General features: G+C 33.7%; 21 protein-coding genes, 1 tRNA gene, 1 pseudogene and 3 other annotated features. Of the genes and pseudogenes, 21 read left to right on the top strand and 2 right to left on the bottom strand.

Annotation, left to right across the window (positions count from 1 at the left end):
* Positions 1–52 precede the first annotated feature (52 nt).
* The 6 genes from THEWI_RS08265 (at position 53) to THEWI_RS08240 (ending at position 7,008) form a co-directional block, all read left to right on the top strand.
* Positions 53–787: a DUF6873 family GME fold protein gene (locus THEWI_RS08265; protein WP_003867232.1), complete on the top strand. Its 735-nt coding sequence runs from the start codon at positions 53–55 to the stop codon at positions 785–787.
* Between the two features lie 55 nt (positions 788–842).
* Positions 843–1,721 (top strand): putative sporulation protein YtxC, encoded by an 879-nt coding sequence (gene ytxC / locus THEWI_RS08260; RefSeq protein WP_014063080.1) that lies wholly within the window; start codon positions 843–845, stop codon positions 1,719–1,721.
* 82 nt (positions 1,722–1,803) lie between these two features.
* Positions 1,804–2,403: a DUF445 domain-containing protein gene (locus THEWI_RS08255; RefSeq protein ID WP_003871462.1), complete on the top strand. Its 600-nt coding sequence runs from the start codon at positions 1,804–1,806 to the stop codon at positions 2,401–2,403.
* 52 nt (positions 2,404–2,455) lie between these two features.
* Positions 2,456–2,647: a binding site (T-box leader), on the top strand.
* A 53-nt stretch (positions 2,648–2,700) separates the two neighbouring features.
* Positions 2,701–4,605, top strand: a complete 1,905-nt coding sequence (gene thrS, locus THEWI_RS08250; protein ID WP_014063079.1) for a threonine--tRNA ligase — start codon at positions 2,701–2,703, stop codon at positions 4,603–4,605.
* Between the two features lie 97 nt (positions 4,606–4,702).
* Positions 4,703–5,959, top strand: coding sequence for an MFS transporter (locus THEWI_RS08245; RefSeq protein WP_014063078.1), 1,257 nt, complete (start codon positions 4,703–4,705; stop codon positions 5,957–5,959).
* Positions 5,956–7,008, top strand: a complete 1,053-nt coding sequence (locus THEWI_RS08240) for a chorismate synthase (protein WP_006569989.1) — start codon at positions 5,956–5,958, stop codon at positions 7,006–7,008. Before THEWI_RS08245 ends, THEWI_RS08240 begins: the two co-directional genes overlap by 4 nt.
* 197 nt (positions 7,009–7,205) lie before the next feature.
* On the opposite strand, the gene THEWI_RS08235 is transcribed toward THEWI_RS08240, so the two are convergent.
* The gene (locus tag THEWI_RS08235; RefSeq protein ID WP_014062608.1) at positions 7,206–8,249 is read right to left on the bottom strand and encodes an IS30 family transposase; all 1,044 of its coding nucleotides are present in this window, start codon (positions 8,247–8,249) and stop codon (positions 7,206–7,208) included.
* A gap of 175 nt (positions 8,250–8,424) precedes the next feature.
* Positions 8,425–8,547 (top strand) — a sequence feature (ribosomal protein L20 leader region).
* Between THEWI_RS08235 and infC the strand changes: the two genes are divergently transcribed.
* From infC to THEWI_RS08215, 4 genes and pseudogenes are all read left to right on the top strand, one after another.
* Positions 8,528–9,079 (top strand): translation initiation factor IF-3, encoded by a 552-nt coding sequence (gene infC, locus THEWI_RS08230; protein WP_004401900.1) that lies wholly within the window; start codon positions 8,528–8,530, stop codon positions 9,077–9,079. (Overlaps the previous feature by 20 nt.)
* Before the next feature lie 27 nt (positions 9,080–9,106).
* Positions 9,107–9,304, top strand: a complete 198-nt coding sequence (rpmI, locus tag THEWI_RS08225; protein ID WP_004401892.1) for a 50S ribosomal protein L35 — start codon at positions 9,107–9,109, stop codon at positions 9,302–9,304.
* Between the two features lie 20 nt (positions 9,305–9,324).
* Positions 9,325–9,684 carry a 50S ribosomal protein L20 gene (gene rplT, locus THEWI_RS08220; protein WP_003871005.1) on the top strand — a complete coding sequence of 120 codons (360 nt, stop codon included), beginning with the start codon at positions 9,325–9,327 and terminating at the stop codon, positions 9,682–9,684.
* A 53-nt stretch (positions 9,685–9,737) separates the two neighbouring features.
* A pseudogene (locus THEWI_RS08215) lies at positions 9,738–10,501 on the top strand (TrmH family RNA methyltransferase).
* A gap of 26 nt (positions 10,502–10,527) precedes the next feature.
* Positions 10,528–10,743: a binding site (T-box leader), on the top strand.
* 232 nt (positions 10,744–10,975) lie between these two features.
* Here THEWI_RS08215 and THEWI_RS08210 read toward each other — a convergent pair.
* Positions 10,976–12,253, bottom strand: coding sequence for a transposase (locus tag THEWI_RS08210; protein WP_014062090.1), 1,278 nt, complete (start codon positions 12,251–12,253; stop codon positions 10,976–10,978).
* A gap of 200 nt (positions 12,254–12,453) precedes the next feature.
* Here THEWI_RS08210 and pheS point away from each other — a divergent pair, with 200 nt between their 5' ends.
* The 11 genes from pheS (at position 12,454) to THEWI_RS08155 (ending at position 25,808) form a co-directional block, all read left to right on the top strand.
* On the top strand, positions 12,454–13,473 hold the full coding sequence (pheS, locus tag THEWI_RS08205; RefSeq protein WP_004401887.1) for a phenylalanine--tRNA ligase subunit alpha: 1,020 nt from the start codon (positions 12,454–12,456) through the stop codon (positions 13,471–13,473).
* A 12-nt stretch (positions 13,474–13,485) separates the two neighbouring features.
* Positions 13,486–15,870 carry a phenylalanine--tRNA ligase subunit beta gene (gene pheT / locus THEWI_RS08200; protein WP_041589221.1) on the top strand — a complete coding sequence of 795 codons (2,385 nt, stop codon included), beginning with the start codon at positions 13,486–13,488 and terminating at the stop codon, positions 15,868–15,870.
* 105 nt (positions 15,871–15,975) lie between these two features.
* Positions 15,976–16,350 carry a cell division protein ZapA gene (locus tag THEWI_RS08195; protein ID WP_003867245.1) on the top strand — a complete coding sequence of 125 codons (375 nt, stop codon included), beginning with the start codon at positions 15,976–15,978 and terminating at the stop codon, positions 16,348–16,350.
* 10 nt (positions 16,351–16,360) lie between these two features.
* Entirely contained in the window at positions 16,361–18,712 is a 2,352-nt protein-coding gene (locus tag THEWI_RS08190; protein WP_014063075.1) for a U32 family peptidase, read from the top strand.
* Positions 18,712–21,087: an endonuclease MutS2 gene (locus tag THEWI_RS08185; protein ID WP_014063074.1), complete on the top strand. Its 2,376-nt coding sequence runs from the start codon at positions 18,712–18,714 to the stop codon at positions 21,085–21,087. Before THEWI_RS08190 ends, THEWI_RS08185 begins: the two co-directional genes overlap by 1 nt.
* 11 nt (positions 21,088–21,098) lie before the next feature.
* Positions 21,099–21,533 (top strand): 2-thiouracil desulfurase family protein, encoded by a 435-nt coding sequence (locus THEWI_RS08180; protein WP_003870999.1) that lies wholly within the window; start codon positions 21,099–21,101, stop codon positions 21,531–21,533.
* 44 nt (positions 21,534–21,577) lie between these two features.
* Positions 21,578–22,273 (top strand): sporulation protein YunB, encoded by a 696-nt coding sequence (yunB, locus tag THEWI_RS08175; protein ID WP_004401883.1) that lies wholly within the window; start codon positions 21,578–21,580, stop codon positions 22,271–22,273.
* A gap of 49 nt (positions 22,274–22,322) precedes the next feature.
* Positions 22,323–22,398 (top strand) — tRNA-Ala (locus THEWI_RS08170).
* 136 nt (positions 22,399–22,534) lie between these two features.
* Positions 22,535–23,701: a sensor histidine kinase gene (locus tag THEWI_RS08165; protein WP_014063073.1), complete on the top strand. Its 1,167-nt coding sequence runs from the start codon at positions 22,535–22,537 to the stop codon at positions 23,699–23,701.
* Positions 23,679–24,305 carry a response regulator gene (locus tag THEWI_RS08160; protein ID WP_004401880.1) on the top strand — a complete coding sequence of 209 codons (627 nt, stop codon included), beginning with the start codon at positions 23,679–23,681 and terminating at the stop codon, positions 24,303–24,305. The genes THEWI_RS08165 and THEWI_RS08160 overlap by 23 nt, the downstream gene beginning before the upstream one ends.
* A gap of 99 nt (positions 24,306–24,404) precedes the next feature.
* Positions 24,405–25,808 (top strand): aminopeptidase, encoded by a 1,404-nt coding sequence (locus THEWI_RS08155; protein ID WP_014063072.1) that lies wholly within the window; start codon positions 24,405–24,407, stop codon positions 25,806–25,808.
* Positions 25,809–25,827: the final 19 nt, after the last annotated feature.

Genomic DNA, 25,827 nt, shown 5'->3' with positions numbered 1-25,827 from the left:
GGTTAAGGGCATACAACAGTATGCCCTATCTTTGTATAAAAGAGGTGAAAAAATGTCTAATCCCTTTGTTCCCCATGGCAATTTTAAATGGGTTGTAATTGATGGAAGAGAGAGGGAAATTGGAGATAGTTTGTCTAAGTTAGGGATAAAAGTCTTATATACTGAAAAATGTGCAGATTTATACGATGCTATTTCTTTTCATCCCGATATACTTTTGCATCCCTTAGGAGACAGAGAAATCATTGTAGCTCCCAATGTGACACCAGAGTTTATACGCAAATTGAAATTAATAGGTTTAAAAGTAAAAATAGGACAAACTTTTTTGAAACGTAACTATCCTTATGATATCGCATATAATGTAGCAAGATTGGGAAACACAGCTTTTCACAATTTCAAGTACACAGATCCTGTTTTGAGAGAGTCCTTAGAAAAAAAAGGTGTCAAGTTTTTAAATGTAAAGCAAGGTTATACAAAATGTAATATGGCAATCATAGATGATAATAGCTTTATAACTTCAGACAAAGGAATATTTGAGGTAGCAGTTAGCAATGGTTTTGAAGCGCTTTTGATAGAACCCGGAGGTGTTTTTTTAAAGGGTTTTGAATACGGGTTTATTGGCGGTGCAATGGGGCTTATAGGAGAGAAAAAATTAGCAGTAACTGGTGTATTCAATTCACATAAAAATTATGAAAAAATTATTGAATTTTTAAATAAAAAAGGAATTGAAATTGTTTATCTTACTTTTAAACAAATAAAAGACATTGGTTCCATCATTCCACTGATTTAAAACAGATAAAAATGATAAAAAGACACATATACTATTAACGAAGGGAGTGAGAAAATTGCAACTATTTTCCATAGGTGTTTCAAAGGATTTAAAACTAGATGTAGAAAATTTAAAACATGGCTTAAAAAATTTAGCTGAAAATGGTATAAAGATTGCGATAAATTCTAATGTGTGTGGCTCAGTTACCTATTATAGCTTAAAAGTGGAGGATAAACAAGGCTTTAGCAATGTTGCGAGAATAAGAAATTATATAGCGGAAGCTATTTCAGATATAATTGTTAACCAAATTGACAAACGGATAATAAAAAAATTAATCAATAAATATTACCATTATTTTTCAGAAGATGAAAAGGAGGAAATAGAAAAAATCGCTTACAATATTTTAGAAGATGATGTGAATAAAGAGACATTTAAATTAGCAAAAAAAGAGCAAATTTTTGTATTGGTAAGAGATTTTTTAAAAGAGAGTGATTATATAGACTTAGAAGGATTTGTGAACTTTAGACTGAGGGATTTTATTGGTGAACTTAGCGAAGTAGCAGATAAGGCTGTTGATGAATTTTTAATGAAAAAAGAGTACAATGAGTTTATAGGTTTACTTAAATACTTCGTCGAATTACAGGATTCAAAAGTTGAAATATTGAATATCATTGTCGATAAAAATGGCAAATTTAAACTTTATGATGAAAATGACAAACCAATATCTAATGATTTTATTAATGAAATAGTTGCTGAATTAAAAGATGGTGTTATAAGTGATGAAGATGCTTTGATAAGCACGCTTATAACCATTGCTCCTAAAAAAATATTTTTTCATTCTATTAACAATATGAGAGATAATGAAATTCTAGAGACGGTTAAAAAAGTTTTTAATGACAAAGTAGAAATTTGCTATGGTTGTGAATTGTGTTCAAAGATTAAATGTGAAAAATAGCCCAGCTTAAGGCTGGGTTTTAAAATTCGTCAAAATCTGATATTATTATATTTGTGATTTTTTAAAATTTAGAGGTGGTGGAATGCAATTTTTAACAAGGATGCTATTTTTAGCTTTTGTAGGAGCAGCTATTGGATGGCTTACGAATTTTGTCGCCGTTAAAATGCTATTTAAGCCTTTGAAACCTGTAAAAATTTTCGGTATTACGTTACAAGGACTTATCCCTAAAAGAAAATATGAAATTGCTAAATCAATAGGTGAAATTGTGGAAAGGGAATTGTTATCTTTTAATGATTTATGGGACAGGCTTTTAACAGAAGAAAATCGCAAGTTTCTATTATCGAATTTGGACTTAAAAGTTAAAGAAGTTACAGAAAATAAACTTCCTTCTTTTCTTCCCAAGGCTATAAAAGAGATGATATCAAACTACATTGGTGATATTATAAATAGAGAAGTAGAAGTATTTTTAAATTCTCCTTCTAATGAAGTGGTAGAGATTATTTCAAAAAAACTTAAAATATCAGAAATTGTAGAGGAAAAAATAAAAAGCTTCAAATTAGAAAAATTGGAGGAGGTGGTGATAAAAATTGCTCACAGTGAACTTTATATGATAGAGATTATGGGGGGAGTTTTAGGGTTTCTAATAGGAGTATTGCAAGCAATTGTGATACAATTTTTATAAATTATTATTGACAAATGTCCGAGAGGAAGATATAATGATTAAAAAATTAAATATTAAAGCAATGAGGGGGAAAGTAGATATTTAAAGAACATCACAGAGATTGAATGACATAGGCTGAGATCATTCAAATGTTCTGAATATCGAAGACCACCCCGGAGCTGCGGATGATGAATCCGAACGGTTATTCCGATATAATACCAGAGTATAAAAAAGAGTGGAACCGCAGATAACCTCTGCCTCTTTACGGGGTAAGAGGTTTTTTATTTAAGAGAAAAATTTTACAAAGGAGGTAATTGAATGATTATAACATTAAAGGATGGCACACAAAGAGAATTTGAAAAGGGTATGACAGTTTATGAAATAGCTAAAAGTATAAGTGAAAGGTTAGCAAAAGAAGCCGTCGGTGGAAAATTTAATGGCAAAGTGGTGGAACTTAATACAAAAATTGAGGAGGACGGAAAATTAGAAATTTTGACTTTTGATGATGAAGAAGGGAAAAAGATTTATTGGCACACTTCTTCCCATATTTTAGCACAGGCTGTAAAAAGGCTTTTTAAAGATGTGAAATTGGCAATTGGTCCGGCTATAGACAATGGTTTTTATTATGACTTTGATACAGAAAGGCCTTTTACCACAGAAGACTTTGAAGCTATAGAACAGGAAATGAATAGAATTATAAAAGAAGATTATAAGTTGGAAAGGTTTGTCCTTCCAAAAGATGAAGCGATAAAATTGATGAAAGAAAAAGATGAACCTTATAAAGTGGAGCTAATTGAAGAAATACCAGAAGGAGAGGAAATTTCTTTTTACAAGCAAGGAGAATTTACTGACCTTTGTGCTGGGCCCCATCTTATGTCAACAGGCATGGTAAAAACTATTAAATTGTTGTCAGTTGCTGGAGCCTACTGGAAAGGCGACGAAAAAAATAAAATGCTTCAAAGAATATATGGAATAAGCTTTCCCAAAAAAAGCATGTTAGATCAATATTTACATATGTTAGAGGAAGCTAAAAAGAGAGACCATAGAAAATTAGGGAAAGAGTTAGATTTGTTTAGTATCCACCCTGAAGGACCTGGTTTTCCTTTTTTCCATCCTAAGGGAATGATTATAAGAAACATTTTAGAAGATTTTTGGCGAAAAGAACATATAAAGCATGGTTATCAGGAAATAAAAACTCCCATAATTTTGAATGAAGAATTATGGCGTAGGTCAGGACACTGGGACCACTATAAAGAGAATATGTATTTCACTGAAATAGACGGAGAGACTTATGCAATAAAGCCTATGAATTGCCCTGGAGCAATGCTTGTTTACAAGTCTACAATGCACAGTTACAGGGATTTGCCTTTGAGACTTTGTGAATTGGGTTTAGTGCATAGACATGAACTCTCAGGAGTTTTGCATGGGCTTATGAGAGTAAGAAGTTTTACTCAGGATGATGCTCACTTGTTTATGACTCCTGAGCAGGTTGAAGATGAAATTTTAGGGGTTATAAATTTAGTGGATTATTTCTATAAAATTTTTGGCTTTGAGTATTTTGTTGAATTGTCTACACGTCCTGAAAATTCTATGGGGTCTGATGAAGACTGGGAATTGGCTACAAATGCTTTGATTTCTGCTTTAAATCGCGTGAATTTACCATATAAAGTTAATGAGGGGGATGGTGCATTTTACGGACCCAAAATAGATTTTCATTTAAAAGACAGCATAGGTCGTACATGGCAATGTGGAACTATCCAATTGGATTTCCAGATGCCTGAAAGGTTTGAACTGGAGTATATAGGCCCAGATGGAGAAAAACACAGACCTATAATGTTGCACAGGGTAATTTACGGAAGTATAGAAAGATTTATTGGAATTCTTACTGAACATTTTGCAGGGGCTTTCCCAACTTGGCTGGCGCCAGTACAAGTTAGAGTTTTGCCTATATCTGATAAACACTATGCTTATGCCCAACATGTATACGGGCGTCTGTTGGAAAATGACATAAGAGCTGAATTAGACGACAGGAATGAAAAAATAGGATACAAAATACGAGAGGCACAACTTCAAAAGATTCCTTACATGCTGATTGTAGGGGATAAAGAAGTGGAACAAGGAACAGTATCTTTAAGGTCAAGAAAAGAAGGGGACTTAGGCGCTATTTCCTTAAATGAGTTTATAGAAAAAATTCTTAAAGAAATCGCCACAAAAGCTTTATAAAATCAAAATGCTCCTTTAAAGGGGCATTTTGATTTATTGAAAGAATTTAAAAAACGTGGTAATCTAAAATTAAAATATTAATTTTGAGGGAAGAGGTATGAAAAAGGACGCAGAAGTTTACAAATATTTAAGACATAACATAAAAATGAATATGACAAATGGTCTTGCATGGGCTATAGGCTTTAATATGGTCAACCCTTTTATTGGCATATATGCTATAAAATTAGGAGCAAATGACTTTCAAGTGTCTCTTTTAAATTCTTTACCTGCCCTTATGGTGGTAATTGGAGTTATTCCTGTAACATATTTGATTAATAAATTAAAAGAGGTTCACAAATTTTCTTATATTGTACTTTATATCGCAAGAACTTTTTATTTTTTACTTGCTCTTGCTCCGTTTTTTAATAAAGAGCTCCAACCGTGGGTGGTAGTCGTGTTGGTGGGAGTAATGAATTTACCTTCTATGACAGTTGGCATGTGTTGGCAATCATTTATGAGTGAATTAATTCCTCCAGAATATAGAAGTAAAGTTTTCGCTGACAGAAATTTTTGGACGACAATTGTGGCAACAATTACAGTTTTGGTAACAGGATGGTTGCTTGATAAAATAGTTTTCCCTATTAATTATCAAGTAATATTTACTGTTGCATTTATTTTCGGATTAATAGAATCTTATTATTTTTCAAGGTTTCATGTGGTAAAAAGGGATTTGGATGAAGCCAAGTCCGGAAGTTTTTATGAAGCTTTTAGAAACATGTTTGAGTCTAAGAAATTTATATATTTTAATGTAACTTCTTTTATATATTATTTTGCATGGATGATGGCTTGGCCCATTTTTACCATATATAAGGTAAATTTTTTGCATGCTAACAATGCATGGATGAGTATATTTACTATTGTTTCCTCTATTGGGTCTATTTTAGCTTTTTATAAATGGGCTGACCTGTCCAACAAAAGGGGAAACGGATTTGCTGTTGCATTAAGTGCATTGCTTCTAGGATTTATTCCCCTCATGTGGGCTACAGCTAAAAACCTTTATGTTGGCGCTATTTTTGATTTTTTAGGGGGTATAGCTGTAGGAGGTTATAACATGTTGCTCTTAAATTGGCTGTTAGAGCTTTTACCTCCTACTTCAGAAAAAATGAGTTACATCGCCGTGTTTACACTAATTACTCAAATTTCCGCTTTTATTGCTCCTATGTTTGGAATGTGGCTTTATACACAAATGGGTTATGTAGCTTTTATGATTTTAACAGGTATTGCAAGAATAGTAGTGAGTATTTTGTACTTTTTAGTAGCTAATTATGAAGATGAGATTAAAGAAATTGAAGCAAAGCAAGGAGGAAAAGTATGAGATATATTACTGCAGGGGAATCCCATGGGGAAGCTTTAATTGCTATTATTGAAGGCCTTCCATCAAATCTCTTTATTGACGTAGAATTTATAAATAATGAGCTTAAAAGAAGGCAAGGGGGTTATGGAAGAGGGGGAAGAATGGCTATTGAAAAAGATGAAGTACACATCTTGAGTGGAGTAAGACATGGCAAGACTATCGGAGCACCTCTTACATTGGAGATTATAAATAGAGATTATACAAATTGGAAAGATAAAGAAATTCCACCTATAACAAGACCACGCCCTGGTCATGCAGACCTTGCTGGTGCTATTAAATACAATCAAAGAGATATTAGAAATATTTTAGAGCGTTCTAGTGCCCGTGAGACCGCGGCAAGAGTGGCTATAGGAAGTGTGGCAAAATTGCTTTTAAAAGAACTAAATGTTTCAGTAAAAAGCAAAGTATTAGAAATAGGTGGTGCAAAAACAGAGGAAGAGTGGATTAAAGTAATTGAAGAGGCAAAGGCTAAAGGCGATACTTTAGGAGGTATAATAGAAATAGTAATTGAAGGGGTGCCTATAGGATTAGGCAGCCATACTCAATGGGACAGGAAATTAGATGCTCTGCTTTCTTATCATATAATGAGTGTTCAAGCAATTAAGGGAGTAGAATTTGGTTTAGGCTTTGAGGCAGCCAAAAGACCCGGTTCCTTAGTCCATGATGAAATTTATTATGAGGGAGATAAAGGTTTTTACAGAAAGACAAATAATGCAGGAGGAATTGAAGGAGGAATATCTAACGGTAGCCCTATAGTGATAAGAGCTGCCATGAAGCCAATTCCTACTCTTTTAAAACCCCTTACTTCTATTGACATAAATACTAAAGAGGAAGTAAAAGCTGCTTATGAGCGTTCAGATGTGACTGCTGTTGAAGCTGCTGCCTGTGTTTTAGAAGCAGTTTGTGCTTGGGTGATTGCTGATGAAAGCCTTAAAAAGTTTGGTGGAGACTCTATAGAAGAGCTAAAAAGAAATTATATTTCTTACTTGGAGTATGTGAGAAATTTTTAGGGTTATAAATTGCAATATTAAATGCAACACTTAATGAAAATCATGTAGATATAGGATTTGGGACAAATCATATATAACCTTAAGCCCATCTTAGTTAACAAATTGAGCGAAGGTCGTGATTTGTCAAGGGTTTAAGTCAGGCGAAGCCTGCCCCTTGACAAATCACGAGCGAGCTCTATACTTTATAAGAGATGGGCTTAACAGATTTTTGCCAGTTCCTCATAAAAGCATTCTTTAGGTGTTTTATAATTTAACAATTTTCGTGGAAGGTTATTAAGCCAATTTTCTACTCTCTTTATCGTATCTATAGATAAATCTTTAATACTTTTTCCTTTAGGGATAAAACGTCGTATAAGACCATTATGTCGTTCATTCGTAGCTCTTTCCCAAGATGAATATGGATGTGTATAATATACTTCTACCCCATATTCTAAAAGAGTACTTTCTAAATCACTAAACTCTGTACCATTATCAGATGTTATGGTTTTAAATACTTTGTTTAAATTATCACCAAATATATCTTTTAATTTTGATAGTGCATCTTTAACAGATTTGCTGTCTTTTGCATCTAAAAGAAGTATTATTTCATGGCGAGTCTTACGCTCTGTTAATGTCAAAAGGACCTTGTCATTAGACTTCTTGCCAATTAACGTATCTATTTCCCAATGTCCAAAAACTTCACGGCTTTCAACTTCTTTAGGCCTAAAATCAATACTTTTACCCATAATACGTTTATTTTTACGGTTTTGCTTCTTCCTTGGTTTTAAACGTAGTTTTAAAGGTAAATCAATGTTTTTAACTTTTAATAATCCTCTATCTATATAGTTGTAGAGTGTTTTAGTACAAACAATGGTTTTATTATTCCAGCTTGGGTCCTTCTTACAATAACCTACAACTGCATCCGGCGACCATTTTTCATGTAATATTTTATTTTCAGCATATTTCAAAAAATCTTCTGCTTTAGCTGCTTTAAATTTAGCTCCACAATTTGAACGATTTTTTTCGTAGACAGCCTGACCAGTTTCAGGGAAATAGCTTGTATAAGAAGACAAATCACTTCTAAGTTGTGTAGTAGTTCCACGTTTAATTTCACGGCTTATGGTACTTGGAGATCGATTAAGTTTTTTAGCAATATACCGAATACTCCTTCCTTCCTTGAGTAATGCATAGATTTCTCCTCGTTCATAGCTACTTAAGTGTTTAAAAGAACGCTTTTTTGTGGTACAATTATTATGAACCATAGTGAAAATCCTCCTTGTATGATGTTGATTTGACACCTATATCATACATGATTTTCACTATGGTTTCTATTTTTTTATCTGTTGCATTTAATTATACAACTAACCAAATTTTTAGGGTTTAGCAAACATAAAAATAAATATTGACAAAAAAATAAAATAATGATAAACTAAAAAAGCGAATAAGTAGAAGCGCCCGCTTCTCACCTTTCACCGAAGGTGCAAAGGTTTCTTCAAAAGTATTTATCTTTGTTTTATTGTAAAGAAGCGGGTATTTCTATATCCGCTTTTATTTTTTCATAATTTTTAGGAGGTGCGTATTTATTAACAAAGAGCTGCAGGTCAATGAGGAAATAAGGGACAAAGAGGTAAGGCTGATTGACCAAGACGGTAAGCAAATAGGTATAATGTCGGCAAAGGAAGCTTATAAAATTGCTCAAGAGCGACATCTTGATTTGGTTAAGATTGCCCCTCAAGCCAATCCGCCCGTGTGCAAATTGATGGATTTTGGTAAGTATAGGTATGAACTTAGTAAAAGAGAAAAAGAGGCAAAGAAAAAGCAAAAGATTATAAATGTAAAAGAAATAAGGATGTCCCCGACTATTGAAGACCATGACTTTGGTGTAAAGTTAAAAAGTGCTATTAAGTTTTTAAAAGAAGGTAATAAAGTAAAAGTTACTATAAGATTTAGAGGAAGGGAAGCAGCTCACACTTCACTGGCAGAAGACCTTTTAAAAAGGTTTGCAAATGAGCTCAGTGAGTATGGCGTTATAGAAAAAGCTCCTAATATTGAGGGGCGAAATTTAATGATGGTATTAACACCAAAAAGTTAGCAAAAATTACAGAAGGAGGATATATTTATGCCTAAAATGAAAACACATAGAGGAGCAGCAAAAAGGTTTAAAGTGTTAAAGTCAGGAAAAGTTAAAAGGTCGAGAGCTTATAAAAGTCACCTTTTGACACATAAAAATGCAAAAAGAAAAAGAAGATTGAGAAAAGCTACTTATTTGGTAGGTGCGGATGCTAAAAATATCAAACGCTTATTACCTTATTCATAATAGATTAGGAGGTTTTTAAAATGGCTAGAGTAAAATTTGGGAAAGTGACGAGGAGAAGACGCAAGAAAATATTGAAGCTTGCAAAAGGTTATTTTGGAGCTAAGAGCAAGCTTTTTAGAGTTGCCAATCAAGCAGTAATGAAATCTTTAATGTATGCTTATATTGGCAGAAAATTAAGAAAGAGAGATTTTAGAAAGCTTTGGATAACAAGAATAAATGCTGCTGCAAGAGCCCACGGAATTTCCTACAGCAGGTTTATAAATGGGCTTAAAAAGGCTGGAATAGAAATTAACAGGAAGATGCTTTCAGAAATGGCGATAAACGACGAAAAAGCCTTTGCAGAATTAGTAAATATAGCTAAGCAGCAGTTAAACGCATAAGGCCAGTTTGTATGGCCTTTTGCTTTAACTAATTTTGTAAAAGAGTGGTTGAAATGTTAATTACGAGTGAAAACAATGACCTTATAAAAAAATAAAAAAGCTAAAAGACAAAAAGGGCCGATACGAAGAAGGACTGTTTTTTGTAGAGGGTACTACAAGTGTATTGGAGGCTTTAAAAAGTGACTTTGAAATAGAGTACATAGTTATGGGGGAAGGGGTTAAAATAGATATTCCCAAAGGTGATTTTGAAATTGCACATACTACTGAAAGAATCTTTAAGAAAATAAGTGATACAGTAACTCCACAAATGGTGATGGCGATTATAAAAATACCAAAATATGAAGAAAATACGTATATAAAAGAAAAGGGTGTATATGTTATAGCAGACAATATTCAAGACCCAGGAAATTTAGGTACTATAATACGTACGGCTGATGCATTTGGGGTTAGTGCTATTTTTACTATAAACAACTGTGTGGATATTTTTAATCCAAAGGTTTTAAGAGCCTCTATGGGTTCTATTTTTCACATTCCTGTCATAGCTACTACTTCACAAATTTTGTTAAAACTTAAGCGAAGAGGAATAAAAGTTTTTGCAACTCACTTAAAAGCTCAAAAATTAGTTCATGAATGCAATATTTCGGATAAAGTAGCTTTTGTTTTGGGAAATGAAGCAAAAGGTGTCAGTGTTGTAGATCTGGTTGATGACTTTGTGAAAATACCTATGACAGGGGAGGCAGAGTCTTTAAATGTTTCAATCGCTGCTAGTATATTTTTATACGAATCTCAAAGGCAGAGGTTGATAAAAAATAATTAGGATGGTATAATCTTAAAAAAATATTTCAAAATGCTATGAAGGAGTAAAGTACATTATCGAAAATCACAGGGAGATAACACCGTAGACTGAGAGTGTTATCGTTAAGTAGATAATGGAAAGTTCCCTCCGGAGCAGCGTGCTGAACTAATAGTAGGCATTGCCGGTCATACCGTTATCCAAATGAGTGAGCATTTTTTATAAAATGCTAATTTAGGTGGTACCGCGGATTCTTCGTCCTATTGACGGAGGATTTTTTATTTTAACTAATACTAGGGATGTGCAAAATTAATTAAAATAATCACGAACAAAAACCAAAATATGTATGACATACAATATATAGTAATCAACACTGACAATCAAACATAAAGGAAGTGGTAAGGGAAAAGAAAAGACAAAAAGAGGAGCTAAAGAAGGGCATAAATATCCTGTAGAAGTCAAATGTTAAAAAATGGCATGAGCTAAATTCAGCAAAAGTTAAGCCGATTGCATTAAAGCAACAAGAGACTTAAACTCATCAAATTTACCCAGTTTAATAGCTACAATAGCGACAGTAAGCAAAGTAATATGGCCAAAAGTATTAAGGTTGCTGACAGAATTAATATTTCTAACATAAGCCTTTTCAAAATCTAGAGCTTTAAATCGAGAATTATATCTTTCTGATTCTACTCTTAGTCTATAGACAGCCTTAAAATATAGGGAGTCTCTATTAATAGAAGACCTATAATCAGAAGATATAATAGCATACTTAGTACAGCCTCTATGCTTTTTGCCATTAAAATATTTAGGATGCTTTATAGGGCAGGCAGAGTCATCTTTAGAATTACAGAACTTGCAAACAAATTTTTGCTTAATAAAACCATCAAAATACTGCTTGCCGTCTTTGAGCATTTTAATACCTGCTTCACAAACCATATAACCATCATCAGTCAGTGGGGGACTTTTAGAATTACGCTTGTTAAGAGGAATAAAACAATGACCATGGAGAGTATCTCTAACAAAATTATAAACTCTCTTAACATCATACCCCTTATCGGCAATAAAATTAACATACTTAAGGTTAAACCACTTATTAGTCTTTTCAAGTAAAGACAAAGCAACTTCAAAATCAGGGACATCAGCGGGAGTAGTAGTTTCAGCGATAGGTAATCCAGAGATAGCATCAACAATAATATGATTTTTATAGCCCCAATAAAACTTATAACGTTTATTAGAAGAATCATTAGAAGCAGAATAAACGCCTAATTTACAATCCTTATCAGACTTAGGCTGATTATCTTTAGAGAATTTATTTTTAGAAAAAGACTTAGGGTTATTTAACTTAGTGTTAGCTTTAATAGGGGTAGAGTCCATGGAAATAAACTCACCAGAGATAATGCCCATATTTTTGAGGATATTGACTTGATTTTGAAAGATAGAGGTCAAATAATCATGAGAGAACTCATTAATAAAACGGCGGAAAGTCCAATAAGAAGGAAGAGGTTTAAGGATGTTAAAGCCACAAAGATGAGCAATGATAAGATTATTGCGGAGATAATCTAAAAGGTCAGAAATTGTACCGAATCTTTCAGCTTTCATAACAATAAAAGCTCTAAACATTGCATGATGAGAATAACCCTTACGGCCAGGACTAGAGGAAGGGAATTCAGGTATTGAAGACAAGTCTAGATTTTTAAACATAGAAGAATAGAAATCAATTTTAGACAGAGAAGTAAAGAGTTCAGGTATATTTAAAAGTAATTGAAGCTGGTACATGTAGGATTTCCCCCTCCTTAAAAAATATTTTCATGCGGTATATATAATAATTCGACAAATGGGAGGGGAAATCCTACATAAAAGATAAAAAATTCAAGAGTGATAGGAAAAAAGTATGTCTGTAGAATGGCTTAAATGAAGGCTTTTGAATTTTGCACAAGTCTATTAACTAATACACTAAAAGAGGGGTTGGTTTAAAGATGGAAGAATTGTTGCGCAAGCTTTATGAAGATGCACAAAAAGAAATTCTGTCAGCTGATAGTTTACAGCAAATTGAAAACTTAAGAGTTAAATACTTAGGTAAAAAAGGCGAATTGACGCAAATTTTAAGGGGAATGGGAAGTTTAAAGCCTGAAGAAAGACCTGTAATTGGTCAAATTGCCAATGAAGTTAGAGAGAAAATTGAGGGTTTACTCACAGAAACAAAAAATAAAATTGCCCAATTAGAAAAAGAAAAGAGGATAAAAAGTGAGTACATAGACATAACTATGCCGGGTAAACCTTATGAGTACGGTCACAAACATCCCATGACACAAGTATTGGATGAAATTAAAAAGATATTTTTAGGATTAGGCTTTTCTATTGCAGAAGGGCCAGAAATAGAGTTTACTTATTACAACTTTGAGGCATTAAATACTCCAGAGGACCATCCAGCTAGAGACTTGCAGGATACCTTTTATGTGACTTCTGATATACTTTTGAGGACTCAAACATCCCCGGTACAAGTAAGGACTATGGAGAAAAATAAGCCTCCAATAAGGGTTATATCTCCTGGAAGGGTTTATAGGTCTGATGAGATAGATGCAACTCACTCTCCAGTATTTCATCAGATGGAAGGGCTTGTAGTAGATGAAGGAATAACAATGGGAGATTTAAAAGGAGTTTTAAATATATTTGCGAAGAAATTTTTTGGGGAAGACACTCAAACCAAATTTAGACCTCATTATTTTCCCTTTACAGAACCCAGTGCAGAAATGGACGTGAGCTGTTTTGCTTGTGGTGGAAAAGGTTGTAGAGTTTGCGGTTATACTGGTTGGATTGAAATTTTAGGTGCAGGCATGGTACATCCTAATGTTTTGAGAATGTCTGGTATTGATCCTGAAAAATACAGTGGATTTGCTTTTGGATTGGGGATAGATAGGATTACAATGCTGAAATACGGAATAGAAGATTTGAGACTTCTTTTTGAAAATGATTTAAGGTTTATACAACAGTTTTAAAGGGGTGGTCGTATGTTAGTGTCACTTTCGTGGTTGAAAGAGTTTGTTGACATAGATGAAGATGCGAAAATTATTGCTGAAGGCCTTACTATGTCAGGGTCAAAGGTAGAGACTATAACAAGTTATGGGAAAGAAATTTCAAATGTGGTGGTAGGGAAAATTATTTCATTAGAAAAGCACCCTAATGCTGATAAATTGTTAGTTGGTATTGTAGATGTAGGCACTGAAAAACTACAAATTGTAACCGGAGCACAAAATATTAAAGTGGGGGATTACATACCAGTAGCACTTCATGGCGCAACTCTTCCTGGAGGAGTTAAGATAAAAAGAGGCAAATTAAGAGGAATAGAATCCAATGGCATGATGTGTTCTGCTGAAGAGCTAGGACTTGATGAAAGCCTGCTGCCAGAATATCAAAGAAACGGAATTTTTATATTACCACCTTTTCCATTAGGAATGGATATAAATGAAGCTCTTCAGCTAAAAGACGATGTATTGGAATTTGAGATAACGCCCAACAGACCTGATTGTTTGTCAATGGTAGGAATAGCGAGAGAGGTAGCTGCGACTTTTAAGAAAAAATTTAAAATGCCAGTGGTAGAAGTTAATGAAAGCGAAGAACAAAATCCTGCAAAAGTGACTATTGAGGCTACGGATTTATGCTTTAGATATGTGGCAAGGGTCGTTAAGAATGTGAAGATAGGTCCTTCTCCTATGTGGATGCAGATGCGTCTTTTGAAAGCGGGAATAAGACCTATAAATAACGTGGTGGATGTTACAAACTATGTGATGTTAGAATTAGGTCAGCCCTTACACGCTTTTGATTTGGACAAAGTTGAAAACAAGCGTATAATTGTGAGAAGGGCAAAAGAAGGAGAAAAATTAGTTACATTGGATGGAAAAGAGAGAACTTTAGACAGCTCAATGTTGGTTATTGCTGATGAGAAGAAAGCTATAGGTTTGGCAGGTGTAATGGGAGGAGAAAATACGGAGATAACTGACACTACTGTAAATATTTTAATAGAAAGTGCTAATTTTAAAGGAAGCAATATAAGGCATACTTCTAAGAAATTGGGTTTAAGAAGTGAAGCTTCTTCAAGATTTGAAAAAGGTTTAGACCCAGAGATTACAGTTTTAGCTTGTGAAAGAGCAGCACAGCTTATGGAAAAATACTGTGGTGGTACAGTTTTAAAAGGGCTTGTGGACGAGTATCCAAAGCCAATTGAAAAAACAGTTTTAACTGTAAATCCTCACAGGATTAATAGATTTTTAGGCACAGAGCTTCCGACATATCAAATGATTGAAATATTGGAGTCTTTAGAGTTTAAAGTTCTACAAAAAGGCGATGACCTTGAGATAACAGTTCCGCATTTTCGCAGAGATGTGACAATGGAGGCAGACATTGCAGAAGAAATAGCGAGGTTATTTGGATACAACAACATACAAGATAGCTTAATGAAAAACGCTCAAACGACATTGGGGGCAATGACAAAAGAACAGGAATTAGAGGAAAAAATAAAAGAAGTGCTGTTGGCTTGCGGATTGAATGAAATAGTTACGATATCTTTTATGGGAAGCAAAGACTTAGATAAAATCAATGTGCCTTTAGACAGTCCATTGAGGAAAGCAGTTAAAATTATAAATCCTTTGGGAGAAGACCAAAGCCTTATGAGAACTACTCTACTGCCTTTTATATTGAATGTAGCTTATACCAACTATAGTAGAAAAGTACAAGATTTCAAAGTTTTTGAAATATCTAAAGTCTTTATGCCAAAAGAATTACCCTTAAAAGAATTACCACAGGAAATAAAGACTATTGCAATAGGAATGTACGGGAAAGATGTGGATTTTTACTCATTAAAAGGAGTAATAGAAGCACTTTTTGAAGTAATGGGTATAAAAGGAGTAGAATATGTAAGGGCAGAAGATCCTTCCTATCATCCAGGAAGGTCTGCAAAAATTCTCCTAGGTGACGAAACATTAGGTATATTTGGAGAGATACACCCTGATGTTTTAGAAAATTACGACATACCTGTTAGAGTCTACGGTGGAGAAATAAACTTAGATAAAGTAATACAATATGCTAATGTAGAAAAGAAGTACATGCCTCTTCCCAAGTATCCAGCTGTAGAAAGGGATATAGCAGTTTTAGTAGATAGAGATATTTTTGTAAAAGATGTGGAAAAAGTTATACTTGAAACAGGAGGAAAACTTATAGATAAAGTCGAATTGTTTGACGTCTATAAAGGTCCTAACATCCCTGAAGGCAAAAAAAGCGTTGCTTTCTCTATCTGGTACAGGTCTTATGAAAGGACTTTGACAGATGAAGAGGTAAATGTAATTCACAACAACATTGTAGAGGCTCTTGACAAAAAATTAGGAGCCAAATTAAGATAAAAAAGGCTATTTTACAGCCTTTTTTATCTTTTATTTTAATTAAGAAGGAAATTGCACTTTAATGTAGAAGTAAATAAAATAACAAAAGATTAAGGGGATGTTTTTGTGGAGTTAAATAAAGTTACCGTGATTATCAATGGGAATGAATATATTTTAAAATCTGATTATCCTGAAGAGCATGTAATAAAACTTGCCAATTATGTAGACAATGTAATTAAAGAATTGCTCCAAAACTACGAAAAGTTATCACAAATGCAACTACTACTTTTGTCGTCTTTAAATATTGCAGATGAACTTTTTATTGCAAAAGAAGAAAATAATGCTATCAAAAAGGAATTGCTTTCTTTAAAAGCAGAATTAGAAGAAAAAAATCGCTATATAAAACAATTAGAGGAGGAGCTTACTAAAACTAAACAACAGCTTTTAGAGACAGAGGAAGAGTTTCGGCAGTTTATAGAAACTTTTGATGAAGAAAAGTAAAGGTGATTGGATGAAAAAAGTTGAATTATTAGCTCCAGCAGGAGATTATGAGGCTTTAACGAGTGCAGTTAATGCAGGATGCGATGCAGTGTATCTAGGAGGAAAAAATTTTGGTGCAAGAGCTTATGCAACCAATTTTGACTATGATGATTTAAAATCTGCTGTAGAATTCTGCCATTTAAGAGATGTCAAGGTATACGTTACTGTAAATACCCTTGTAGCGAATGAAGAATTTGAAAAGCTGGTGAACTATTTAGATTTTTTGTATTCTATAGGTGTTGATGCAGTTATAGTGCAGGATATGGGAGTATTAAAGTTTTTACGAGAAAATTATCCTGATTTAAAAGTTCATGCCAGTACTCAAATGACAGTTCATAATTTAGAAGGAGTACAAGAATTAGCTCAAAAGGGAGTTTCACGGGTTATTTTATCAAGAGAGCTTACATTAAAGGAAATAAAGGATATAGTTCAAAATTCTAACATTGAAATAGAAGTTTTTGTTCATGGAGCTCTCTGCGTCAGTTATTCCGGACAGTGCTTTATGAGTAGTATACTAGGAGGAAGAAGCGGAAACAGGGGAAGATGTGCACAACCCTGCCGTTTAAAGTATTCTCTTGTAGATAAAGAGGGAAAAGTTTTAGAAAAGGATTTACACCTTTTGAGTATGGCGGATTTATGTACTATAGAACATATACCAAAACTCATTGAGGCGGGAATCACTTCTTTTAAAATAGAAGGTAGGATGAAAAATGCCGAGTACGTCGCTTCGGTTGTAAAAGCCTACAGAGAAGCTATTGACAGTTTTTATGAGAGCAAAGCTTTTGATTCAGGTAAAGCTATAGAAGAGATGTCTCGAATTTTTAATAGAGGATTTTCTACTGGCTATCTTTTTGGAGTTAAACCCTCTAAAATGAGTTATATTTCCCCTAAAAACACGGGAGTTGCTGCTGCAGAAGTGATAAGTGTAACTTCAAAAACTTCAAAACTGAGGCTTTTAAGGGATATCGCAAAAGGTGATGGAATTTCTGATGAAAAAGGAGAAAAAGGACAAAAAGTTGAAATAATATTTAAAAATGGGAAGAAGGTAGATAGAGCTTATGAAGGAGACATAATAGAACTACCCCTTAAGTTTTATGTAAAAGAAGGAGAAATATTAAATAAAACTTATGATGCATTGTTAAATGACAAGCTGAAAAACTTACCTTCCAAGAAGATTCCTATAAAAATTTATGCGGAGTTAAAAAAAGGCAAACCTTTGTATATAAAGATACAAGAAGGAATTCGTACAGTAGAAGCTTATAGTGATGAAATAAGTCAGATAGCAGAAAAAGTTTCTATTGATGAAGATTTTTTGAAGGATAAACTTACTCAAATAAATGATACAGCCTTCTACGTAGAAGAAATAGAGGTAGTAGTTGAAAAAGGCCTTTACATGTCTGTAAAGGGAATAAAAGAGGCGCGAAGAAAAGCAATAGAAATGTTAGAAAAGAGAAAGTTAGACTATTATAAAAGAGAAGAAAAGCATACCTTTTTTATTCTGCCTTCTTTCAAGGAGAAAAAGGAAGAAGTAAGTTTAACTTTTTATACTGATAAAGTTGAGCACTTGAAGATAGCCAGCCAATTGGGTATAGAATACGTCTATTTCAATTACAAGCTTGATATAAAACTTTTAAAAAAAGGTTTAGAACTGACAAAAGATTCAAAGACAACGGTTATAGCTGCTTTCCCTTCTATATTGAGGGAAGAGATAAAAAGAATAAAGCCTCAATTAGAATTTTTACAAGATATGGGGATAAACAAAATTTTGGTTTCAAATTTAGGGCTTTATCATATTGCAAAAAATTATGACTTTGAGATATTTATAGATTATCCTTTGAATATTTTCAACAATTTAGCTGTAGATTACTTTAAACCTTACGCTGTGACTTTATCTTATGAACTTACGCTGGAGCAGATTAAAGATATTGCCAAAAGAAGTGATGTAAAATTTGAAGCTTTAATATATGGTAGACTGCCTCTTATGACAATGGAATATTGTCCAATAAGAAATTTAGTAGGCTGTGACAGAGAAAGGTGTGAAAAAGGTTATTATTTTCTAAAAGACAGAAAAGGCAAATTAATGCCTCTTAAAAGCAATGGTTTTTGCAGGATGCAGATTTTAAACGCAGATGTGCTTTTAATGTTAAGCATAAAGGAGCTTAAACAAGCTGGACTTTCTTTTTTGAGGATACATGATACAATAGAAGAAGATGAAGAAATAGAGAAAGTTTTAAAAATGCATATTGAAGCTTTAAAAGGGAATGAAATTGAAATTTTAGAAGGAAAATATACAAAAGGACATTTTTACAGAGGAGTTTTGTGATGGTGAGAGGAATTAATAGTAGAGCAATAAAAAGTCTTGAATTTGACAAGATAGTGGAGTTTATTGTTGGATATTGTGATTCGGATTTAGGCAAACAAAAAGCTTCAAATATTGTCATAAAAAAAGACATAGAGGAAATAGAGAGGGAATTAGATTTACTGAATGAGGCAATTAGCTTTATTTCCTCCTATGGAGGTATTTCTTTTGCTTTTGAGGACATAAGGGATTATATAAAAAAAGCACAAATAGATTCCGTGCTTTATAACCAAGAGCTTTTAAAGATAAAGAAATTTCTTAACTTGGTAAGCCAAATAAAAGGCTATTTTAAAAATCTTCAAGAAAGTGATAGATTTGTAAGGTTAAAAGAATACGATAAAAAAGTTTTACCAATAAAAGATTTGGAAAAAAGGATTGAAAATATAATAATTTCAGAAGATGAAATAGCAGATGATGCTTCTCCAATGCTTAAATCTTTAAGAAGGCAGAAATCAAGCATAAATGAAAAAATAAGAGCGACATTGAATTCGATAATTTCTACCCGTCAAAAAGAATTGCAAGAGCCTATTATAACTGTAAGACAGGGAAGATATGTTGTACCTGTAAAACAAGAATATCGCAGCACTTTTAAAGGTATCGTCCACGACCAATCCTCCAGTGGTGCTACTCTTTTTATTGAACCTATGCAAGTGGTTGACTTAAACAACGAATTGAGACAAGTGGAACTAAAAGAAAGACAAGAGATACAGAGGATACTTCTTGAGCTTTCTCAAGAGGTCAAAAAGTATTCACAAATTTTATTTGATGACATTGAAATAGTTTCAGACTTAGATTTTATATTTGCTAAGGCTAAATATTCTTTAAAGCTAAAAGCCGTAAGGCCAGAGCTAAACACAATGGGATATATTAATTTAAAAAAAGCAAGGCATCCTCTCATAAATCAGGAAGTAATTGTCCCTATAGATATATATATAGGAGACCAATTTAATACTTTAGTCATTACTGGCCCTAATACAGGTGGGAAAACTGTAACTTTAAAAACAGTGGGACTTTTAACTTTAATGGCAATGGCGGGGCTTAATATTCCTGCGGAAGAAAGGTCACAGGTTTCAATATTTGAGGAAGTTTTTGTGGATATAGGAGATGAGCAGAGTATTGAACAAAGCTTAAGCACTTTTTCTTCTCATATGACGAATATTGTAAGTATACTCCAAAAAGTAAACAAAAATTGCCTTGTTTTGTTAGATGAATTAGGGGCAGGTACAGACCCTATAGAAGGTGCTGCTTTGGCTATGAGTATTCTTGATACCTTGCATAAGATTGGTGCGAAGACAATAGCTACTACCCATTATAGTGAGCTAAAGCAGTATGCCTTAAAAGCACCAGGAGTAGAAAATGCCAGTGTGGAATTTGATGTTGAAACTTTAAAGCCTACCTATAAACTTATAATAGGCCTTCCTGGCAAAAGCAATGCCTTTGAAATATCCAAGAGATTAGGACTTCCTCAGCAAATAATAGAAAATGCGAGAAAGTATATTTCAGGAGAAGCTTTAAAATTTGAAGACATAATTGCAGACGTCGAAAGTAAAAGAAGGGAATTGGAAAAGGCAAATCAAGAAATAGCTTTTTTAAAGAAAGATGTAGAAATTTTAAAAGAGGAATTAGAAAAAGAAAAGAAAAAATTGCAAAGTGAAAGGGATAAAATATTAAAAGAGGCGAAAGAAAAGGCGAGAAAAATAATACAAGAGGCGAAATTTACCGCCGAGGAAATAATTAAAAAAATAAAAGAGGCAAAAGAAAGCACACAAAATAAAGACAGGATAATACAAGAAGTAAGAGAAGAATTAAAGAAAAATTTAGAAGAATTAGAAGAAGAAGTTTTAAAACCTAAAGAGGCTCACTACAGCAGAATCCCTGATAATTTAAAAGAGGGACAGACAGTCTATATAGTACCTTTGGACCAAAATGGGATTGTACTTTCTCTTCCTGACAAATCGGGAAATGTAGAAATACAGGCAGGAATTTTAAAGATGACAGTTCATATAAGTAATTTGAGGGTAGCAGAGGAGAAAGAAGATGAGGAAGTAAAAAAAGGCTACAGCAAATTTGTACACGAAAAGTCTCAATCTATAAGCACTTCCATAGATGTAAGAGGTAAAAACCTTGACGATGCTTTATTAGAGGTGGAAAAATATATAGACGATGCTTATTTAGCCGGACTTAAGGAGGTGACAATTATTCACGGACGTGGTACAGGGGTGTTAAGGACAGGGATATCACAATTTTTAAGAAGCAATAAGCATGTTAAATCTTTTAGATTAGGTAAATACGGTGAAGGAGGAGACGGCGTTACTATAGTAGAATTAGCTGATAAATAGGGGATGGTAAAATGTATTTGGTAAGTGCTTGTCTTGCCGGAGTTAACTGTAAATACGATGGGGGAAACAATGAAAAAGAAGAAATAAAAAGATTAGTAGAAGAAGGGAAGGCTATTTTAGTTTGTCCTGAGCAATTAGGTGGACTTCCAACTCCGCGTTTACCCTCTGAGATAAAAGGTGATAAGGTTTTTAACATTGAAGGAGAAGAGGTTACAGAAAATTTCTATAGAGGAGCCTATGAGACTTTAAAAATTGCTAAAATGTACAAGATAAATGAGGCAATTTTTAAGGCTAAAAGCCCTTCTTGCGGCTGTGGAGAAATTTACGATGGCACTTTTTCAGGAAATTTGATAGATGGAAATGGAATTACCACAAGGATTTTAAAGGAAAATGGGATATCTGTTATGACAGAACATGATTTTTATAAAAAAATAAAAAATGAGTAACCAAAACACCTCCTCTAACATAAAATATAGGGGAGGTGTTTTGCTTGAAAAGGAAAAAATGGGGACTGAGGCGCGTTAATTCGTTTTACATATATTTGATTTACATAGTTGTTTTATTTGTGATTTTATACTATTTTACAGAATATCGATTAAAACCGGCTATTATAGCAGTAAGTGAAACTTTAGCAAAAGAAACAGCTGTAAATACTATAAATGATGCTATAAATGAAAAAGTGTTAAAAGGAATAGAGTATAAAGATTTAATCTATGTGAGAACTGATAACAATGGCAAGGTATCTATGCTTCAAGCAAATACTATTGAGATGAATCTTTTAGCTGCCAAGATAACAAAAGAAGTCAAGGAAAATTTAAACAATATAGGACCTTTGCATGCCAAAATTCCCTTAGGTTCTGTGTTTTCCAGTGATTTATTTGCAAATGTAGGACCTAAAATAAAAATTGGGCTTTTGCCTGTGGGAGCAGTGGATGTGGATTTTAGTTCAGAGTTTGAACCTGCAGGGATAAATCAGACAAGGCATAGAATATATTTAGACATACAAACTACAATACGCATAATTGCACCATTAGCATCAGATAAAGTAGCAGTTACACTTCACATGCCAATAGCAGAAAGTATAATAGTAGGAGATGTGCCTGCCAGCTATGTGGATGTAAATGGCGACAAATTTACGATTCCTGTACCTCAATCACCAAATTCAAAAGTAGAAATACAAAAATAGCTATTGAATTTTTAAAAGGATGTGGTATAATAAAAAACGTGTGATATGTGGGGGTGTAGCTCAGTTGGGAGAGCACCTGCCTTGCAAGCAGGGGGTCAGGAGTTCGAATCTCCTCATCTCCACCAATTAAAGATAAAGATTACCCGAGAAGGGTATTTTTTTTGCTTTTTTTCTTTACCTTAGCAATTTTTTCTTTAAAATGCAGGATTTTTTTGTTCTTTGTCGAATTATAAAAGAAGTGAGGCTCAGGAGGTGAAATACATGAGTCTTAACATGGAAGTTGCTTATAAAAAGCGATTAGATAATATCGTAGAAAAAACTATTGAAGTGATTGAAAACAGCAAGGAGCAAATTTTTGATATTTTAGAAAAAGCAAAAGAAGAAGCGAGAAAGTTAGAAGGGCAATTAGAAGAGCTAAAAGTCCAAGTTGTAAATGTGATAAAAGAAGTAGAACTGTGTGAGAGAAGAGAAAAAAAGTGCAGGTTAAAGCTGGCATTCGTAAGCAAACAATTTGGCCACCTCTCTGAGCAAGCTATAAAAGAAGCCTATGAAGAGGCAAAAGAAGCACAAATAGAGTTGGCATTAAAAAGACGGGAGGAAAAAGAATTAATTGAAAAAAGGAATGAATTAGAAAGGAAACTTTTGGATACCAAAGCCATTATAGAAAAAGCTGAAAAACTTGCATCACAAATTAATATAGCTCTTAATTATTTAAACAGTGATTTGAAAGAAATGAATATGCGGTTTGAACAGTTAAAGGACAAGCAAGCTTTGAGCGTAAAAATTATTGAGGCTCAAGAAGAAGAAAGAAAAAGAATTGCAAGGGAAATTCACGATGGTCCCGCACAAGCTATGGCAAATGTGCTTTTAAAGTCTGAGCTTTGTGAAAGGTTGATAACTAAAGATGTTGAACAGGCGAAAGTGGAGCTCAAAAATTTAAAAGATATAGTGCAGCAGTCGTTGAAAGAAGTGAGGAAAATAATATACGATTTAAGACCTTCAGCTCTTGACGATTTAGGACTTATTCCTGCTCTTTCAAGGTATATAAAAAATTTTTCAGAAGAAACGGGCATTGCTGTTGATTTTACTGTTTTATCAGATTATAAAAGACTCAGTCCTGAGATTGAGATAACCTGTTTTAGGGTTATTCAAGAAGCTCTTACAAATATAAAAAAGCATTCTAGGGCGAAAAATGCCTCTGTTAAATTTGAATTTGGCATGCGATTTATCAGCATAATTATCAAAGACGATGGCACTGGATTTGATAAAGAAAATATTGGGCAAGGATATGGTCTAATGGGCATGAAGGAAAGAGTAGAAATTTTAAATGGCAAATTTGAAATAAGCAGTTTTAAAAATAAAGGGACTCAAATTTATATTTCTATACCTGTAAGGGGTGTTGAGGATGATCAGATTATTAGTGGCTGATGACCATGCCTTGATAAGAAAAGGATTAGTCCAGCTTATTGAAATGGAAAATGATATAAAAGTTATCTCTCAGGCTTCGAATGGGGAAGAGGCTTATAAACTTGCAAAGAAATTTATGCCTGATTTAATACTTATGGATGTGAATATGCCCGTGATGAATGGTATAAAGGCAGCAAAGATGTTAAAAGAAGAAAAACATCCAAGTAAAGTGTTGTTTTTAACTATTTACAATGACAGAGAGTATCTTTTAGAAGCGCTTAAATTAGGAGTAGAAGGGTACATATTAAAGGATGCGGAATATGACGATTTAATAAAAGCGATAAGGACTATTTACAATGGAGGAGTTTATATTCATCCTTCTTTAATGGAAGAAATAGACAACATAGACCATGAAAACTTGAAAAAAGACCTCACACCAAGAGAGATAGAGATTCTTAAACTTATTTCTAAAGGGTATAGCAATAAAGAAATTGCACAAAAACTATTTTTAAGCGAGAAAACTGTCAAGAACCACGTTTACAATATTTTCAAAAAATTAGATGTGAAGGACAGAACTCAAGCTGCTATTTATATGCTTAAAAATGAGACAATTTTACAAAACTAATCTTTTATAAGGCTAAATTTGACTTTTATACAAAAAAAGCGTATCATATTGTTGATACAGAGTGTCATCCATACAAAAAACCACGGGGGGGTAATTTCATTGGAAGAAAAAGATTTAAAGGAAATTGAAAAGCGTTTAGGTTACAAAAACGTAGATGCATGGACAAAAATTTCTGATGAGGAAAAAGAAAAAGTTTATCAGTTTGGAGAAGACTACAAAGACTTTATGACAAAATGTAAGACAGAAAGAGAAACGGCAGAGAAGATTATAGAAATAGCAGAAAAGAATGGCTTTATCAATATTGAAAAAGTTACAAATTTAAAGCCGGGCAGCAAAGTGTATTACAACAACAAGGGGAAATCAGTAGTTTTAGCTGTAATTGGTAAAGAGTCAATGCAAAAGGGGATAAAGGCGGTAGCATCCCATATTGATTCTCCGAGAATTGACCTAAAGCCTAATCCAATGTATGAAGATGGCGGCTTGGCTTTATTTAAAACCCATTACTATGGCGGTGTTAAAAAATACCAGTGGGTGACAATTCCTTTGGCTCTCCATGGAGTAATTGTCAAAGCAAACGGTGAGAAGATAAACATTGTAGTGGGAGAAGATGAAAATGACCCTGTCCTTTACATAACAGATTTATTGCCTCACTTAGGGAAAGACCAGATGGAGAAAAAAGCAGCAGAAGTGGTTACAGGAGAAGCATTAAATGCTGTAATTGGAAGCATTCCTCTTTCTGAGGAAGTCAGCGTGAAACCTAATATTTTGAAATATTTAAATGAAAAATATGGCATAGTGGAGGAGGACTTTTTAAGTGCTGAGTTAGAATTAGTGCCTGCCTATAAGCCTCGCGATATAGGTTTTGACAGAAGTATGATTGGGGCTTATGGTCAAGATGACAGGGTTTGCGCTTATACTTCTTTAAGAGCAATTCTTGAGCTTGAGGTGCCAGAGAAGACGGCTGTTGCGATATTTGCTGATAAAGAAGAGATTGGGAGTATGGGCAATACTGGTTTGCAATCAAGATTTTTCGAAAATGCTATTGCAGAGATATTAGAAAAATATGAAGGAAGCACAGATATCAAATTGAGAAGGGTTTTGGCTAATTCTGAATTGCTATCTGCTGATGTAAATGCTGCATTTGATCCTACTTATCCAGAAGTTAGTGAAAAGCAAAACACTGCTTATTTAGGGAAAGGGGTTTGTGTAACCAAATATACTGGTTCAAGAGGAAAAGGAGGATCAAATGATGCAAATGCGGAGTTTGTAGGCAAAGTTAGAAAACTCTTCAATGAAAAGGGAGTAATATGGCAGACAGGTGAGCTGGGCAAAGTTGACATGGGAGGCGGCGGCACAGTAGCACAATATGCTGCAAATTATGGAATGGAAGTTTTAGACTGTGGTATTGCCTTATTAAGCATGCATGCTCCTTATGAATTGTCCTCTAAAGTGGATGTATATATGGCTTATAAAGCTTATAAAGTGTTTATGGAAAAAGATTAAATCCGGGGAAACCCCGGAT

This window comes from Thermoanaerobacter wiegelii Rt8.B1, assembly GCF_000147695.2.
GTDB lineage: Bacteria > Bacillota > Thermoanaerobacteria > Thermoanaerobacterales > Thermoanaerobacteraceae > Thermoanaerobacter > Thermoanaerobacter ethanolicus.
This window is presented reverse-complemented; position numbering and strand designations above follow the sequence as displayed.